Annotated in this window: 18 protein-coding genes; 6 read left to right on the forward strand and 12 right to left on the reverse strand. The window is 69.4% G+C overall.

Going from position 1 to position 13,800, the window contains the following annotated elements; translation table 11 throughout:
* Positions 1-45: 45 nt before the first annotated feature.
* The gene (gene cimA, locus FHR33_RS33485; protein WP_183656301.1) at positions 46-1,620 is read left to right on the forward strand and encodes a citramalate synthase; all 1,575 of its coding nucleotides are present in this window, start codon (positions 46-48) and stop codon (positions 1,618-1,620) included.
* Between the two features lie 49 nt (positions 1,621-1,669).
* Here cimA and FHR33_RS33490 read toward each other — a convergent pair whose 3' ends face one another.
* Complete coding sequence (locus FHR33_RS33490; RefSeq protein ID WP_312895835.1) at positions 1,670-3,301, reverse strand: heparinase II/III family protein; 1,632 nt, start codon at positions 3,299-3,301, stop codon at positions 1,670-1,672.
* 96 nt (positions 3,302-3,397) lie between these two features.
* On the opposite strand from FHR33_RS33490, the gene FHR33_RS33495 reads away from it, so the two are divergent.
* Positions 3,398-3,985 (forward strand): HD domain-containing protein, encoded by a 588-nt coding sequence (locus tag FHR33_RS33495; RefSeq protein ID WP_183656311.1) that lies wholly within the window; start codon positions 3,398-3,400, stop codon positions 3,983-3,985.
* Here the strand turns inward: FHR33_RS33495 and FHR33_RS33500 are convergent.
* Genes FHR33_RS33500 through FHR33_RS49320 form a run of 3 tightly spaced genes read right to left on the reverse strand, consistent with a single transcriptional unit; the run spans position 3,982 to position 4,821 of the window.
* A complete protein-coding gene (locus FHR33_RS33500) occupies positions 3,982-4,356 on the reverse strand; it encodes an antibiotic biosynthesis monooxygenase family protein (RefSeq protein WP_183656314.1) in 375 nt (124 codons plus the stop codon). The genes FHR33_RS33495 and FHR33_RS33500 overlap by 4 nt on opposite strands.
* A 1-nt stretch (position 4,357) precedes the next feature.
* Complete coding sequence (locus FHR33_RS49315; RefSeq protein WP_221241358.1) at positions 4,358-4,654, reverse strand: amidohydrolase family protein; 297 nt, start codon at positions 4,652-4,654, stop codon at positions 4,358-4,360.
* On the reverse strand, positions 4,555-4,821 hold the full coding sequence (locus tag FHR33_RS49320) for a hypothetical protein (RefSeq protein ID WP_221241359.1): 267 nt from the start codon (positions 4,819-4,821) through the stop codon (positions 4,555-4,557). Before FHR33_RS49320 ends, FHR33_RS49315 begins: the two co-directional genes overlap by 100 nt.
* Positions 4,822-4,957: 136 nt before the next feature.
* Here FHR33_RS49320 and FHR33_RS33510 point away from each other — a divergent pair, with 136 nt between their 5' ends.
* Positions 4,958-5,161: a cold-shock protein gene (locus FHR33_RS33510; RefSeq protein ID WP_183656327.1), complete on the forward strand. Its 204-nt coding sequence runs from the start codon at positions 4,958-4,960 to the stop codon at positions 5,159-5,161.
* A gap of 41 nt (positions 5,162-5,202) precedes the next feature.
* On the opposite strand, the gene FHR33_RS33515 is transcribed toward FHR33_RS33510, so the two are convergent.
* From FHR33_RS33515 to FHR33_RS33540, 6 genes are read right to left on the reverse strand one after another with little or no spacing between them, the layout of a single operon-like run.
* Positions 5,203-5,784, reverse strand: a complete 582-nt coding sequence (locus FHR33_RS33515; RefSeq protein ID WP_183656330.1) for a hypothetical protein — start codon at positions 5,782-5,784, stop codon at positions 5,203-5,205.
* The gene (locus tag FHR33_RS33520; RefSeq protein WP_183656333.1) at positions 5,781-6,419 is read right to left on the reverse strand and encodes a DUF6286 domain-containing protein; all 639 of its coding nucleotides are present in this window, start codon (positions 6,417-6,419) and stop codon (positions 5,781-5,783) included. The genes FHR33_RS33515 and FHR33_RS33520 overlap by 4 nt, the downstream gene beginning before the upstream one ends.
* A complete protein-coding gene (locus tag FHR33_RS33525) occupies positions 6,416-6,757 on the reverse strand; it encodes an Asp23/Gls24 family envelope stress response protein (RefSeq protein WP_183656336.1) in 342 nt (113 codons plus the stop codon). The genes FHR33_RS33520 and FHR33_RS33525 overlap by 4 nt, the downstream gene beginning before the upstream one ends.
* Positions 6,754-6,942 (reverse strand): hypothetical protein, encoded by a 189-nt coding sequence (locus FHR33_RS33530; protein ID WP_183660650.1) that lies wholly within the window; start codon positions 6,940-6,942, stop codon positions 6,754-6,756. Before FHR33_RS33530 ends, FHR33_RS33525 begins: the two co-directional genes overlap by 4 nt.
* A complete protein-coding gene (locus FHR33_RS33535; protein ID WP_246452260.1) occupies positions 6,939-7,160 on the reverse strand; it encodes a hypothetical protein in 222 nt (73 codons plus the stop codon). Before FHR33_RS33535 ends, FHR33_RS33530 begins: the two co-directional genes overlap by 4 nt.
* A 53-nt stretch (positions 7,161-7,213) precedes the next feature.
* Positions 7,214-7,687: an Asp23/Gls24 family envelope stress response protein gene (locus FHR33_RS33540; protein ID WP_183660452.1), complete on the reverse strand. Its 474-nt coding sequence runs from the start codon at positions 7,685-7,687 to the stop codon at positions 7,214-7,216.
* 149 nt (positions 7,688-7,836) lie between these two features.
* Here FHR33_RS33540 and FHR33_RS33545 point away from each other — a divergent pair, with 149 nt between their 5' ends.
* Together FHR33_RS33545 and gltX are read left to right on the forward strand one after the other, a co-directional pair.
* Positions 7,837-8,601 (forward strand): fumarylacetoacetate hydrolase family protein, encoded by a 765-nt coding sequence (locus tag FHR33_RS33545; protein ID WP_183656342.1) that lies wholly within the window; start codon positions 7,837-7,839, stop codon positions 8,599-8,601.
* A 64-nt stretch (positions 8,602-8,665) separates the two neighbouring features.
* Entirely contained in the window at positions 8,666-10,027 is a 1,362-nt protein-coding gene (gene gltX, locus FHR33_RS33550) for a glutamate--tRNA ligase (protein WP_312896023.1), read from the forward strand.
* On the opposite strand, the gene FHR33_RS33555 is transcribed toward gltX, so the two are convergent.
* Positions 9,921-11,198 carry an MATE family efflux transporter gene (locus FHR33_RS33555; RefSeq protein WP_183656345.1) on the reverse strand — a complete coding sequence of 426 codons (1,278 nt, stop codon included), beginning with the start codon at positions 11,196-11,198 and terminating at the stop codon, positions 9,921-9,923. The genes gltX and FHR33_RS33555 overlap by 107 nt on opposite strands.
* A gap of 30 nt (positions 11,199-11,228) precedes the next feature.
* Between FHR33_RS33555 and FHR33_RS33560 the strand changes: the two genes are divergently transcribed.
* Positions 11,229-11,780 carry a PadR family transcriptional regulator gene (locus FHR33_RS33560; RefSeq protein ID WP_183656348.1) on the forward strand — a complete coding sequence of 184 codons (552 nt, stop codon included), beginning with the start codon at positions 11,229-11,231 and terminating at the stop codon, positions 11,778-11,780.
* Here the strand turns inward: FHR33_RS33560 and FHR33_RS33565 are convergent.
* Positions 11,758-13,725 carry a M3 family metallopeptidase gene (locus tag FHR33_RS33565; protein WP_183656351.1) on the reverse strand — a complete coding sequence of 656 codons (1,968 nt, stop codon included), beginning with the start codon at positions 13,723-13,725 and terminating at the stop codon, positions 11,758-11,760. The genes FHR33_RS33560 and FHR33_RS33565 overlap by 23 nt on opposite strands.
* Between the last annotated feature and the right edge of the window lie 75 nt (positions 13,726-13,800).

The raw sequence follows: 13,800 nt of genomic DNA on the forward strand, positions 1-13,800 counted from the left end.
GGGGTCTTTTGCTTTTCTGCACAGACTTTTCCTCAGGAGATCTCGATGGCCGACGATCGGTTCCACGTCTACGACACCACGCTGCGAGACGGCGCACAGCAGGAGGGCCTGAACCTCAGCGTCGCCGACAAGCTCGCTGTCGCGCGGCACCTGGACGGGCTGGGCGTCGGATTCATCGAGGGGGGCTGGCCGGGCGCCAACCCCAAGGACACAGAGTTCTTCAGGCGCGCTCAAACAGAGCTCGACCTGAAGCACGCGCAGCTCGCCGCGTTCGGCGCGACCCGCCGAGCCGGTGTGAAGGCAGCCGACGACCCGTTGGTGGCCGCTCTGCGCGAATCCGGCGCGCCGGTCGTGACCCTTGTCGCCAAGAGCCACGACCGGCACGTGGAGCTGGCCCTCCGCACGACTCTCCAGGAGAACCTCGCGATGATCCGCGATACGGTCTCTCACCTTCGTGCGGGGGGACAGCGAGTCTTCCTCGACGCCGAGCACTTCTTCGACGGTTACAAGTCCAACCCAGCCTACGCGCTGGAGGTGCTGCTGACCGCGGCCGAAGCGGGCGCGGACGTCATCGCCCTGTGCGACACCAACGGCGGCATGCTCCCCGACGAGCTGGCCGAGGTCGTCCACGCGGCCGTGCAGACCAGCGCGCGCGTCGGCATCCACTGCCACGACGACACCGGCTGCGCCGTCGCCAACACGCTCGCCGCGGTCAAGGCGGGCGCCACGCACGTCCAGGGCTGCGCCAACGGTTACGGCGAGCGCTCGGGCAACGCCAACCTCTTCACGGTGGTGGCCAACCTCCAGCTGAAGCGCGGCTTCGACCTGGTGCCTCCGCAGGCGCTGGCCGACATGACCCGCATCGCGCACGCGATCACCGAGGTCACCAACGTCACCCCCAACTCCCACGCCCCCTACGTGGGCACCTCCGCCTTCGCCCACAAGGCGGGCCTGCACGCCAGCGCCATCAAGGTGGACCCGAACCTCTACCAGCACATCGACCCCGCCATGGTCGGCAACGACATGCGCATGCTGGTCTCGGACATGGCAGGTCGCGCGTCGGTCGAGCTCAAGGGCCGCGAGCTCGGCTACGAGCTGACCCCCGAGTCCACCAAGACCCTGGTCGGCAGGGTGAAGGACCTGGAGTCCAAGGGCTACACCTTCGAGGCCGCCGACGCCTCCTTCGAGCTGCTGCTGCGCGACACCGTCCACGGGGAGCGCAAGCGCCACTTCGAGGTGGAGTCGTGGCGGGTGATCGTGGAGCGCACCAAGGGTGGCGAGGTGGTCAGCGAGGCCACGGTCAAGGTCCACGCCAAGGACGAGCGCATCGTCGCCACGGGCGAGGGCAACGGCCCCGTCAACGCGCTCGACAGGGCGGTCAGGCTGGCGCTGGAGAAGCTCTATCCCGAGCTGGCCAAGCTCGAGCTCGTCGACTACAAGGTGCGCATCCTGGAGGGCTCGCACGGCACGGGCGCCATCACCCGCGTGCTGATCACCTCGAGCGACGAGAGCGGCGAGTGGGCCACCGTGGGCGTCGACGAGAACATCATCGAGGCCAGCTGGCAGGCCCTTGAGCAGGCCGTCACCTACGGCCTGCTGCGCTCGGGCAGAGAGGTCTGAGGCCGCGGCGGGGCGGCCCACCCGGCCGCCCCGTCAGGTACGAGCCGGCCTAGAAGATCGACGCCTTGAAGCCGACGGCGCCGTCGGCGGTCTGCACGGTGACCTTGCCCCCCGCGCACGACACCTTCGGCTGGTCGGTGCCGGGCACGATCACCGTCAGCAGCGACGTGGAAGCCGGAGACACGACCGTCGTCGCCGGGTTCTTGGCCATGTACGAGGGCGACACCCATCCGAGCCTGCCGCCGCGCTCCACCTTCTGGCCGCCCACCGGCTTGCAGCCGGACAGCTGCACCAGGCTGACCTTGAACTTCCCGTCGGCCAGCACGACCTTGCCGCCGGAGTTGGAGACGAGCTTGAGCGAGGGGTCGAAGCGCCAGATGTTCCTGACCTTCCTGCCGCCGCCCGCGCCGTCCAGGACGGCCATCACGTCCTCGTCGTGGTTGACCAGCACCGACCTGGTACGGCTCACGCCGTACGCCTTGTCGGTGAGCCGGTAGCGCTGGCGGCCCGAGTCGTAGGCGGTCCTGGACAACGTGGTCGCGGTCCTCGGCCTGAAGCGGGCGCCCACGACGGTCGGCACGTTGTGCGCCTCGGGTGACATGGTCCAGTACCGGTAGCGCGTGGGCTCGTAGGAGTGGAAACCGGCGTCGACCAGGACGTCCCTGCCCTGGGCGTAGTAGGTGAGGCCGAGGTGGTCCTCGTGGCCGTGGTACTTCGTGCCGGGGCCGAACCTGATGGAGTAGAAGGCCGACTCGGGCTTGGCCCAGTCGGTCCTGCCGTACACGTAGCCGGCCTTGAAGACCTTCACCCTCTCCGAGGGGTTCTGGAAGCCCGAGGGCTCGTGGTCGGCGCCGCCGTCGCCGATCGGCACCATGAACCCGGCGGGGTTGGTGGAGTGCATGATGAAGCCGCCCAGCTTCGACCAGCGCGCGGAGATGTCGCCTGGCACCTTGCGGCCGCAGTCCTTGAGGTTGGTCATGGCGACCTTCAGCCGGTCGTGGACGTAGATCGCGTAGCGGGGGGCCTGCTCCATCAGCGCGCCCTGCGAGTCGATGTCGAGCTTCACGGTCTTGGTGAGGCGCCTGATCGCGTGGTCCTGCCAGCGCCTGTCGTTCAGGCGGCAGCCGATGCCGAGCAGCGCGATGTCCTGGTCGATGCCGTGGTTGTGGCCCCACTCGTAGAGGCGGTCGTCGCCGAGGACCCTGGCGTGCTCGGACAGGCTGTCCTTGAGCCACTTGGCGTCGACGTGCCTGCTCAGGCAGACCAGCGCGGGAGCGCGCAGCGCGATGGGGTGCTCGGCCCAGGCGTACGGGCTGGCGGGCCGGCCGCGCGGGTTGTCCTTCACCCAGTCCTGGGCGATCTCCGTGGCCCTGGCGAGGTAGCGCTCCTCGCCGTTGTTCTCGTACTCGGCCACCAGGCGGCCCATCCACCGCAGCGAGTGGAACACCATGCCCCACGAGCGGTTCTTGTACGGGTTGGTGCGCCAGTCGACGTCCTGGCCGACCTTGACGGGCGGCAGGTCGAGGAAGGCGACCTCGCCCTTCATCACCTCGGCCGCCGTCGGCGTGGCGGGCAGCCAGTCGCCCTGGCACTCCGCGGTGCGTTTCACCGTGGCGCCCGCGGTGTCGGCCGGCCCGCCGAGGGCGAGCAGGAGAGCGAGGGGGAGAGCGAGGCGACGCACGCCAGATCCTTCCGGGCCGAACCGAGGGGGCGGAACATGCTGTCCGGAATAAGATCACCTGGTCAAGCTGGTATGAGACATCGTTATCGTGACGGCATGAACCTCGTGATCCCGGACACATCGGCGTGCCGAGCGTCGCTCGAAGTGGCGACCGCCTACCACTCGCCCGCGCTGCTCAACCACTCCGTGCGCTCTTATCTGTGGGCCGCCTACTACGCGCGCAGAAGGGGCATCCACTTCGACGCCGAGCTGCTCTACGTGGCGGCGATGCTGCACGATCTCGGCCTGGCCGAGGCCTTCGACAACCACAGCCTGCCGTTCGAGGAGGCGGGCGGGCACGTGGCGTGGGTGTTCGGCGCGGGCGCGGGCTGGCCGGTGGAGCGCAGGCGGCGCGCGGCCGAGGTGATCGTCCGCCACATGTGGGACGAGGTCGACGTGCGCGACGACCCCGAGGGCCACCTGCTGGAGCTGTCGACGGGCATGGACGTCTCGGGACGCGGCACCGACGCGATCCCCGGCGACGTGCGCGAGGAGGTGCTGGGCCGCTACCCGCGCCTCGGCCTCGCCGAGGAGTTCGTGGCCTGCTTCGAGAGCCAGGCCGCGCGCAAGCCGGACAGCCTGGCGGCCAGCTTCGTGCGGAGCGGGTTCGCCGCGAGAGTGGCGGCGAACCCGCTCGACCACTAGCCCTTGGGCCCCGTGCTCTGGACGACCTCGAAGGACCACAGCTCCGCCCCCGAGGCGGCGGGGCCCTGGCCGTGACCGTGTCCCTGCCCGTGGCCCTCTCCCTGACCGTGGCCGTGCCCGGGCCGCTCTCCTGCGGCCTGGGCGTGGCCGGCCTGGAAGGCCCTGCTGGACTGCCAGGCCTGGAAGTCCTCCTCGCTGCGCCAGCGGGTGTAGACGAGGTAGGTGTCAGTGCCCTCGACGGGGCGCAGCAACTCGAACCACTCGAAGCCGTCGGACGACTCCACCATCCCCGCCCTGCCGGAGAAACGCCGCTCCAGCTCCTCGCGCATCTCGGCGGGCACGGTCAACGCGTTGATCTTCACCACGGACATGTCAGGCTCCCTTCACCCTCCTGCCAGCCTTCCACACACCCGTCACGTGATCGGGATCGGACATGGCCGTGATGTCGTCGAGCGGGTCGGCGTCGAGCGTGATCACCTCGGCGTCGTACCCCTCGGCCAGCACCCCGCTGCGCGGCGCCTGGGCGCCGAGCGCGAGAGGGCCGTGCGTGGTGGCCGCCCTGATCGCCTTCAGGGGAGGCAGCGGGCGGCGCGCAGGCCGGGGGAGACGGTGAGGACGCGCGCGGGGTCGAGGTCGGGGGCGCCGAACAGGTGGATGTGACAGTCCCACAGACCAGGCATGACGACGGGCGCGGAGGTGTGCGTCGCGCCCCTCGTGTCGGGGGCGTTCCGGGCGGAGCCCGCGTAGCGAACGAGGCCGTTCTCGATGACGACGGCCGCCTGCCGTACGGGCTGGCCGTCGCCCGGAATGAGTAGATCGGCCGTGATGAGCCCCATGCGGCTGATGATGCCAATCTTTTTGCCCACTGTTGGCACCCGGCTTGGTACTTCGCTCGTCTGCGGAGCCGATTGCGGGGTAGGGTCCGCAACGCAGCCCTGCTGAAGTAGCGGGGCTCATCAGAAGGAGAAGCAGTTGTCTGAAGGCACCGTGAAGTGGTTCAACGCCGAGAAGGGCTTCGGGTTCATCGCGCCCGACGACGGCAGCGCGGACGTGTTCGTGCACTACTCGGCCATCACCACCAACGGCTACCGCTCGCTCGAGGAGAACCAGCGGGTCTCGTTCGAGACCACCCGTGGGCCGAAGGGTCTGCAGGCTGAGCAGGTTGTTCCGCTGTAACCAACGATGAAGCGGGGCCCCTTCGCCGGGGCCCCGCTTCTTCATCTCACCACTCGTTTGGGCGGAGCCGCCGATTCCAGGCTGACCCTGACGATCGTGGGCAGCCGGTCGGCCCCGAGCGCCAGCCTCATGTGTGGCACGGTCACCGTGCTCAGCTCCTCGCGCAGCGCGCTCATCGGCATCCGCTCGTCGGCCGCCAGGCGCAGCCGTACCTTGGGGTGGTCGTGGTCGCCCGCCAGCGCCGCGGTCGCCGACGTCACCGACGGCACGGCGGTCAGCTCGGCCGCGGCCGCCTTCGCCACGGCCGCCGAGGTGACGGTCGTCTGGCCCTCGGCTCCGTCTTCCACCCTGACCTCGCCCATGGTCTCGTGACGGCTCTGCGCGACCAACCACCGCAGGCCGGCCAGCGCGAGGACCACCGCCAGCACGGCCAGCGCCCACCAGAGCCATGGGGAGAATCGGGTGAAGAACTCCCGGACGGGCCCGTTGACCAGCGGTTCGTCGGCGGGCGCCCAGTTCTGCGGGAAGGCGCGCAGCCCCCTGGCCAGCGCCAACCCGCCGCACACGAGACAGATCAGGCCGAGGACGGCCAGCCCGATGCGGTTGGCGCGGCCGGTGCTCATCGCCGCTCCTTCATCGTGACGGACACCCTGTAGGGGTTGATGGGGCCGATCGTGCCGAGCCGTGCGAGGACGGCGTGCCGGACGGCCTCCGTCAGCCTGGCGTCGTTCCACCCTGACGCGTAGGCGGTCACGGCGACCCTGCCGCCGCCCACGCTGGCCTTGGCCGAGTGGACCCCCGGCACGTCCTCGGCCGCGCGGGCCAGCGCCGCGGCGAAGCCCTTCGGCTGCAGCCCGATGATCAGGTCGGGATCGCCCGTGCGCACCGGCACCAGATGAGGACGGCCCGCCTTCATCGCCAGCGCCAGCAGCCCGAGCCCCACCAGGACGAGGACGCTCGCCGCAGCCAGGACCCGCGGGCTGCTCCACGGGGTCGCCGAGGCCCACGACAGCGCAGGAGCCTTGGGCAGCCAGCCGACCGGCCTGTTGACGAGCGTCGAGATGATCTCGACGGCGGCCACGAAGCCGATCCCGATCAGCACCAGAGCCGCCACGGAGGCGGCGACCATCCTGCGCGGTTTGAAGGCACGGAGCGCGGCCTTGTCGGCCGCAGGATCGACCGGCGCGACGGGAGCGGTCTCCGGCGCGGTCTGCTGCTGCGGCGTCGTCTGCGGCTCCGGCTTGGCCTCCAGCGTCATGACCTCACCTCCAGGCTCGTCACGCGCACGTCGACCTGGGCGACCTCGAGGCCGGTCAACTCCAGCACCCTGCGCGCCACGTGGTTTCTGATCTCGGAGGCGATCGTGCGGACCGGCGCCGGATAGTCCAGCGCCACGTCCACGCGGATCGTCGTCAGGTCGCCGTCCACCCTGGCGGCGGGTGAGCGGCGGTGCAGCACCTCGCGCACCTGCTCCACCTCGTTGGCCGCCTGCAGCGCGATGCTGGAGACGACCCTGTCCTCGATACGCGTGCGTCCCCGCTGCTCGGCGGGGATCCGCTGGGCGGGGATGAGCACGCCGTGGGCGGGGAGTGTCATCGTCGCCTCGCTGTGAGGTGCGACAGGTCGATCTCGCCGCCCTCCGCGATGCGCCCGACCAGCAGGCCCAGCGCGCCGAGCACGAGGACCAGCAGGAACGCCCCCAGCCCGCCGAAGGCGCCGGCCAGGCCCAGGATGATGCCGACCGCCATGCCGATGATCGGCAGCACGGGGATGGTGTTCATGAGTCCTCCAGATCTTGGATCGCCACGTTCACGCGGCGGCCTTCCGTCAGCGGGACGACGACGCTGCGCACCTGGTCGGCGGTTTCGAGGAGGGAGCGGCCGGCCCGGGCGACGATGGCGATCTCCACCTCGTCGTCGCGAACGGCCACCCCCTTCAGCCGCCTGCCCGGCAGGTACGTCGCCACGGTCCCGAACGGGCCGCCCGAGAGATCCGCCACACCCGGGCAGCTCCGTACCCGTTCCGCTATGGCATGGGCCAGCCCGTCATCTGTCATTGGACTCGTGGCCCCCTCTCCCTTTCGGTGGACTCCTCCTCGTTCTTGGGCGACTCGGGCAGGTGCACGTCGTTGACGCTGACGTTCACCTCGGTCACCTCCAGGCCGGTCATCCGCTCGATCGCCGAGATCACGTTCCTGCGGACCGCGCCGGCCAGGTCGGGGATCGCCGCGCCGTACTCCACTGTGAGGTCGAGGTCGACGGCTGTCTGCCGCTCGCCCACCTCCACCGACACACCCTGGCTCACGCTCTTCTCGCCGCCGACCATGCCACGCATGGCGCCCAGGGCCCGCGCGGTGCCACCGCCCATGCTGTACACGCCGGAGACCTCCCGCGCGGCCAGTCCTGCGATCTTCGCCACGACGCCGTCGGCGATGGTCGTCCTGCCCTGCTCGGTGACGAGCGAGCTGCCGCCCTGCGTCCGTGCTCTCGGTACGGCCGGCGTCGCCGTGCCGCTGTCTCTGGCCATCGTGTCAGCCACGATCAGTCACCCCCGGTGTCGATATCGACTCACTTCGACCTGTTACCAGGCGGTTCACTGCCATTCAGGGTTTAAAGCGGGTTTTGGGGATTAATAGACCCGACGAGGCACCAGGTGGACGGCACTAGCCTTGTCATGTGCGTATAGCGAGGTTCTCCACAGGCGACGAGGTTGTCTTCGGCGTGGTCGAGGGCGACGTCATCTCGACGATCGCCGGTCATCCGTTCAACCAGATCCAGTTCACCGGTGAGCGCTACCCGCTGGCCGAGGTGCGGCTGCTGGCGCCGATGCTGCCCAGCAAGGTCATCGCCATCGGCAGGAACTACGCCGAGCACGCCAAGGAGCTCGGCAACGAGGTCCCCGAAGAGCCGCTCATCTTCATGAAGCCGTCCACCTCGGTGGTCGGCCACGGCGACGCCATCGCCTATCCCACCTCGCAGTCGGAGCGCGTCGACTTCGAGGGCGAGCTGGCCGTGGTGATCGGCAGGCTCTGCCGTGAGGTGCCCGCCGAGCGGGCCAAGGACGTCATCTTCGGCTACACCTGCGCCAACGACGTCACCGCTCGCGACCTGCAGAAGAAGGACGTCCAGTTCACCAGGGCCAAGGGGTTCGACACCTTCTGCCCGATCGGCCCGTGGATCGAGACCGACCTCGACGCCTCCGACCTGGCGCTGACCACCACGGTCAACGGTGAGATCAGGCAGAGCGGACGCACCTCCCAGCTCATCAACGACATCCCCGCGCTGGTGGCCTACGTCAGCGCGGTCATGACGCTGATTCCCGGCGATGTCATCCTGACCGGCACCCCGGCGGGCGTGGGCCCGATGGAGATCGGTGACGAGGTCAGCGTCGGCATCGAGGGCATCGGCACTCTGACGAACAAGGTGGTCTCCCGTGACTGAACCCGACGCAGTGAGCGGAGTGGGCGGCGCCGCGACGCGGGCCGGCCGCGCTACTGACATACGGGTGCGCTTCGCCCCGTCCCCCACTGGCATGTTCCACGTGGGCGGCGCCCGCACGGCGCTGTTCAACTGGGCGCTGGCCGAGCAGTCCGGCGGCAGGTTCGTGCTGCGCATCGAGGACACCGATGCCACGCGTAACAGGCCCGAGTGGACCGAGGGCATCATCTCGGCGCTCGACTGGATCGGCATCAACGGCACCAACCCGGTCTTCGAGGGGCCCTACTTCCAGTCGGCCTTCGAGCCCCAGCACCGCGAGGCGGTCGAGCTCCTGCTGGCCAAGGGCATGGCCTACTACTGCGACTGCACCCGCGACGACCTGGTCGCGCGCACGGGCTCGGAGCACAAGGGCTACGACGGCCACTGCCGTGATCGGGGGCTGACCTCGGGTGCGGTGCGCTTCCGCACGCCGGACGAGGGCGTCACCGTGGTCGAGGACGTCATCCGCGGCCGGGTGGAGTTCCCCAACAACGCCCAGGAGGACTTCGTCGTCGCGCGCACCGACGGCTCGCCGCTCTACGTGGTCGCCAACGCCGTCGACGACATCACCCAGAACATCACCCACGTCGTGCGCGGTGAGGAGCACCTCGGCAACGCGGCCAAGCAGATGCTGCTGTGGCCGGCCCTCGGCGCCCAGCCGCCGGTGTGGGCGCACCTGCCGGTGATCGTCAACGAGCAGCGCAAGAAGCTGTCCAAGCGCCGCGACAAGGTGGCCCTCGAGTCCTACCGCGACGAGGGCTACCTCGCGGAGGCGATGGTCAACTACCTCATGCTGCTCGGCTGGGGCACCGGCGAGGACCGCGAGATCATGCCGTGGGCGGAGATGGTCCCGAGGTTCCGCCTCGAGGACGTCAACTCCGCCAGCGCCTTCTTCGACGAGAAGAAGCTGCGCGCCTTCAACGGCGAGTACATCCGCGCGCTGCCGCTGGAGACGTTCGAGGAGCGCTGCCTGCCCTACCTCGATCCCTCCTGGGACGCCGAGCTGTTTAGCAAGGTCGCCTCGCTCGCCCAGACCCGTGTCGCCGTGCTGTCGGAGATCAGGCAGAACGTCGACTTCCTCTTCCTCGAGCAGCCGGTCTTCGACCAGGCCTCGTGGGACAAGGCGATGAAGGCGAACGCCCCCGAGGTCATCGAGGGCTACCTGGCCAGGCTCGACACGGTCAACTGGGACCCCGAGTCGCTGAAGGAGGCGCTCGAAGAGGTCGGCGCCGCCCTCGGAGGGCTCAAGCTCAGCAAGACCCAGGCGCCCATCAGGGTCGCCGTCACGGGTCGCACCGTGGGTCTGCCGCTGTTCGAGTCGATCGAGGTGCTGGGCCGGGAGCGCGCCCAGGAGCGCCTGCGCGCCGCACTGGAGCGGCTGCGAGGCTGACCGTGGTCCCGGCCGCCATGGCCAGCCACACACCCGGGAGACCGAGCCAGGAGCTCAGCAGATAGGCGAGGGGCAGCTGCACCGCGAAGCCCGCCAGCGTGGCGGCCAGCAGGCGGCTGCCCCTTCCGCTCGCCTGGGCCACCCCGCCCGCCGCGATCAGGCCGCCGAAGGGGATCAGGTAGAGCGTCATCCAGCGCAGGAAGCTCACCGCCGCCTCGGGGTCGTCGGTGAACAGGCCGGCGGCGGGCGCGGCGACGAGGTTGAGCGCCGCCGCGACCGCCACCCCTGCCAGCAGCCCCGTCCTCAGCGGCGAGCCCGTCTCCTCTGATCGGGCCGTACGGATCATCGCGGCCTGCCTGAGGGCGTAGAACGCCATCACCCCCACCAGCATGATCTTCAGACCGATGCCGTAGCCGGCCTGGGCCGCGAGGCCGAACCTGGCGACGATCTCCATCAGGAGCAGGCCGACCACGGCACGGGCCAGGAAGTCGCCCGACATGGGCAGGCCGGTGCCGATGATCTGCCAGGCGCCTGCCCGGCCCTCGGCGTCGCGGGGAGCCAGCCGGGCCAGCGTCTTCAGGGAGACGGCCAGGGTGAGGGCGCGGGCTAGCACGGTGGCCAGCGCCGCGCCCTGGACGCCGAGGCCCAGGCCGTAGATGAACAGGGGGTCGAGCGCGATCACCAGGGCGTTGCAGATCAGCGCGTTGCGCATCGGGATCCTGGCGTTGCCGAGCCCCTTGAGCACGCCGTCGGCCACCGTCTGGGCGAAGTAGATCGGCAGCCCCGCCATCGCGACGAGCAGGAAGTCCGCGGCCAGCGCGGCCGTGGCGGCGTCGGCGGTGAGGAGCCTGGCCAGCGGCTCCCTCAGCAGCACGCAGGGGAGCGCGATCGCGGTCGAGCCGGCCAGCCACAGCAGCCAGCCCGACCTGATCAGTGGGGCGACGGGGGCCACGCCGTCTCGCCTGCCGACCAGGACCGTGAGGCCCGTCGGCAGCGCCAGGATCAGCCCGTAGGCGAAGTACTCGACGGTGGTGGCCATGGTCACGGCGGCGATCGCGGCCTCGCCGAGCCCGGAGACCCAGAGCAGGTCGATCACGCTCACGGCGACGACGGCGGTGAGCAGCTCCACGTAGATCGGGACGGCCAGCTTGAGCATCTTTTCGTTATACATCGAATAGAGGTATAGCGATACGATGCTTCCATGGCAAGTGGCGGTGATCTGACGCTGATGATCCTGGGGTTCCTCAACCGGCGGCCGATGCACGGCTACGAGCTCAAATCGCGCCTCACCGCGCTGAGCGGGCATCTGAGGCCCGTCAGCGACGGCGCGCTCTATCCGGCCATCGCCAGGCTGGAGGCCAGGGGCCTGCTCGAACGGCACGAGGAGGAGGGCGCGGCCGCGGCGCGCAGGCAGGTGCTCACCATCACCGCCGAAGGGCGGGAGGAGCTGCTCAGACGGCTGCGGGAGCCGTCCGAGCTGGACATCAGCGACCAGACGCGGTTCTTCGCGCTGCTGACGTTCCTGTCGGCGCTGGAGGATCCCTCACTCCAGGCCGGGGTGCTGCGCAGGCGCCTCGACTTCCTCGAGGCGCCCGCGAGCTTCTTCTACGAAGGGGACAGGCCGCTGCGGGCCGAGGAGGTCTCCGACCCTTTCCATCGCGGCATGCTGCTGGTCGCCAGAGCCACAGGTACGGCGGAGCGTCAGTGGCTCAAGGAGACACTCGCCGAGCTCAGTCGAGGCCGCGGCGCTTGAGCAGCGGCTCGATGCGCGGGTCGCGGCCGCGGAAGTTGCGGAAGGCGGTCAGCGGGTCCATGCCGCCGCCCCGCGAGAGCAGCTCCTTACGGAAGTGGTCGCCGTTCGCGCGCGTGAGCCCGCCGTTCTCCTTGAACCACTCCACGCTCTCGGCGTCGAGCACCTCGCTCCAGATGTAGGAGTAGTAGCCGGCGCTGTAGCCGCTGGCGAAGATGTGCTGGAAGTAGTTGGTCCTGTACCTCGGCCGGACCAGAGGGAAGGCGATCTGCGCGGCCTCCAGTGCCTCGGCCTCGAACGCCTCGGCGTCCTCGACCGTCTGTCCGTGCTCCAGCTTGTGCCAGGCCCAGTCGAGCAGCGTCGCGGCGAGGTACTCCACCGTGGCGAAGCCCTGGTTGAACTTCTCCGCCGCCTTCATCTTCTCCACCAGCTCGGCGGGCATGGGCTCGCCGCTCTCGTGGTGCCTGGCGTAGTTGGCCAGGATCTCGGGCCAGGTCGTCCACATCTCGTTGACCTGCGAGGGGTACTCCACGAAGTCGCGCGGCACGTTGGTCCCCGACACCCTGGGGTAGCGCACCTCCGAGAACAGGCCGTGCAGCGCGTGGCCGAACTCGTGGAAGGCGGTGTTGACCTCGTCGTAGGTCAGCAGCGTCGGGCCGGAGGCCGGCTTGGTGATGTTGAGGTTGTTCATCACCACGGGCTTCTCGCCGAACAGGTACGACTGGTCGACCAGGTTGTTCATCCACGCCCCGCCGCGCTTGGTCGGCCTGGCGTACGGGTCGAGCAGGAACAGCCCGAGCGCCGAGCCGTCCTCGTTGAACACCTCGAAGACCGTCACGTCGGGGTGGTAGCCCTTGAGGTCGGGGCGCTCGGTGAAGGTCAGGCCGTAGAGCTTGCCTGCCGCGTAGAAGATGCCGTCCTCGACGACCCTGTTCAGCTCGAAGTAGGGCCGCATCGCGTCGGCGTCGAAGTCGTAGCGGGCCTGGCGCACCTTCTCGGCGTAGAACGACCAGTCCCACGGCTCGATGTCGAAGCCCGCCATCTCGGCGAGCGCCTGCGCCTCCTTCTTGGCATTGCGTACGGCGGGCTCCACCAGCTGGCCGAGCATCGCCTCGACCGCCTCGACGGTCTTGGCCGTCTGGTCGGTGACGGTGTAGGCGGCGTGGTTGGGGAAGCCCAGAAGAGCGGCCCGCTCGGCGCGCAGCGTGGCGATCCTGATGGCCAGCTCGAAGTTGGGCCGGGCCCGCTCGACGCTCAGCTGGTAGAGCCTGCGCCTGGTCTCCCTGTTCGTCAGCTGGGCCAGCCCCGGCTGGTTGGTGTAGTTGAGCAGAGGAAGGACGTACGCGTCGTCCTTCCTGATCGACTCGATCCTGGCCTCGTCGAAGCCGTCGAGCTCCTTGGCGTCGTGGACGACCAGCGCCTCCTCCGTGGAGGCCTTCAGCAGGTTCTGTGAGAACTCGGTGGAGAGCTTCGACACCTCCTCGTTGAGCTCCTTGAGCCTGGCCTGCTCGGCCTCTCCGAGGTCGGCGCCCGCGCCGATGAAGTCCTCGCGGTACTTCTCCAGCAGCCACGACTCCTCGGCCACGTCCGTGGAGACCTGCTTGATGCGGGCCCACAGCGCCCGGTTGAGCTTGACCTCGTCGGTGTGCTTGGTCAGCTTGGGGGAGATCTCGGTCTCGATCGCCATCATGCCGTCGGTGGAGTCGGAGGCGGCGACGCTGAAGAAGGCCATCGCGGCACGCTTCAGGACCTGGCCCGCGCGCTCGAGGGCGGCGAGGGTGTTGTCGAAGGTGGGCGGCTCGGTGCTGTTCGCGATCGCGTCGACCTCGGCGAGGTGCTCGGCCATGCCACGCTCGAACGCGGGCAGGTAGTGCTCCTCGCGGATCTCCTCGAACGGCGGCAGCTGGTAGGGCAGGCTGCTCGGTGCGAAGAACGGATTCTCAGCCAACGCTTGGCTCCTCCACGTGGTGTTTTGTCCCCTTCAGCTTGGCATGTGCGGGGCGTCGGCGCGCTTGTTGAGCAA

The organism is Nonomuraea dietziae, from assembly GCF_014195505.1.
In the GTDB taxonomy this organism is placed as follows: Bacteria; Actinomycetota; Actinomycetes; order Streptosporangiales; family Streptosporangiaceae; genus Nonomuraea; species Nonomuraea roseola.

Bases quoted from the DNA above. Each gene is read 5' to 3' on its own strand.
- FHR33_RS33500 (WP_183656314.1), bottom strand. From the start codon at position 4,356: ATGTCCGTGGTGAAGATCAACGCGTTGACCGTGCCCGCCGAGATGCGC.
- FHR33_RS33520 (WP_183656333.1), bottom strand. From the start codon at position 6,419: ATGACGCTGGAGGCCAAGCCGGAGCCGCAGACGACGCCGCAGCAGCAG.
- FHR33_RS33515 (WP_183656330.1), bottom strand. From the start codon at position 5,784: ATGAGCACCGGCCGCGCCAACCGCATCGGGCTGGCCGTCCTCGGCCTG.
- FHR33_RS33560 (WP_183656348.1), top strand. From the start codon at position 11,229: ATGGCAAGTGGCGGTGATCTGACGCTGATGATCCTGGGGTTCCTCAAC.
- FHR33_RS33495 (WP_183656311.1), top strand. From the start codon at position 3,398: ATGAACCTCGTGATCCCGGACACATCGGCGTGCCGAGCGTCGCTCGAA.
- FHR33_RS49320 (WP_221241359.1), bottom strand. From the start codon at position 4,821: ATGGGGCTCATCACGGCCGATCTACTCATTCCGGGCGACGGCCAGCCC.
- cimA (WP_183656301.1), top strand. From the start codon at position 46: ATGGCCGACGATCGGTTCCACGTCTACGACACCACGCTGCGAGACGGC.
- FHR33_RS33540 (WP_183660452.1), bottom strand. From the start codon at position 7,687: ATGGCCAGAGACAGCGGCACGGCGACGCCGGCCGTACCGAGAGCACGG.
- FHR33_RS33530 (WP_183660650.1), bottom strand. From the start codon at position 6,942: ATGAACACCATCCCCGTGCTGCCGATCATCGGCATGGCGGTCGGCATC.
- FHR33_RS33555 (WP_183656345.1), bottom strand. From the start codon at position 11,198: ATGTATAACGAAAAGATGCTCAAGCTGGCCGTCCCGATCTACGTGGAG.
- FHR33_RS33525 (WP_183656336.1), bottom strand. From the start codon at position 6,757: ATGACACTCCCCGCCCACGGCGTGCTCATCCCCGCCCAGCGGATCCCC.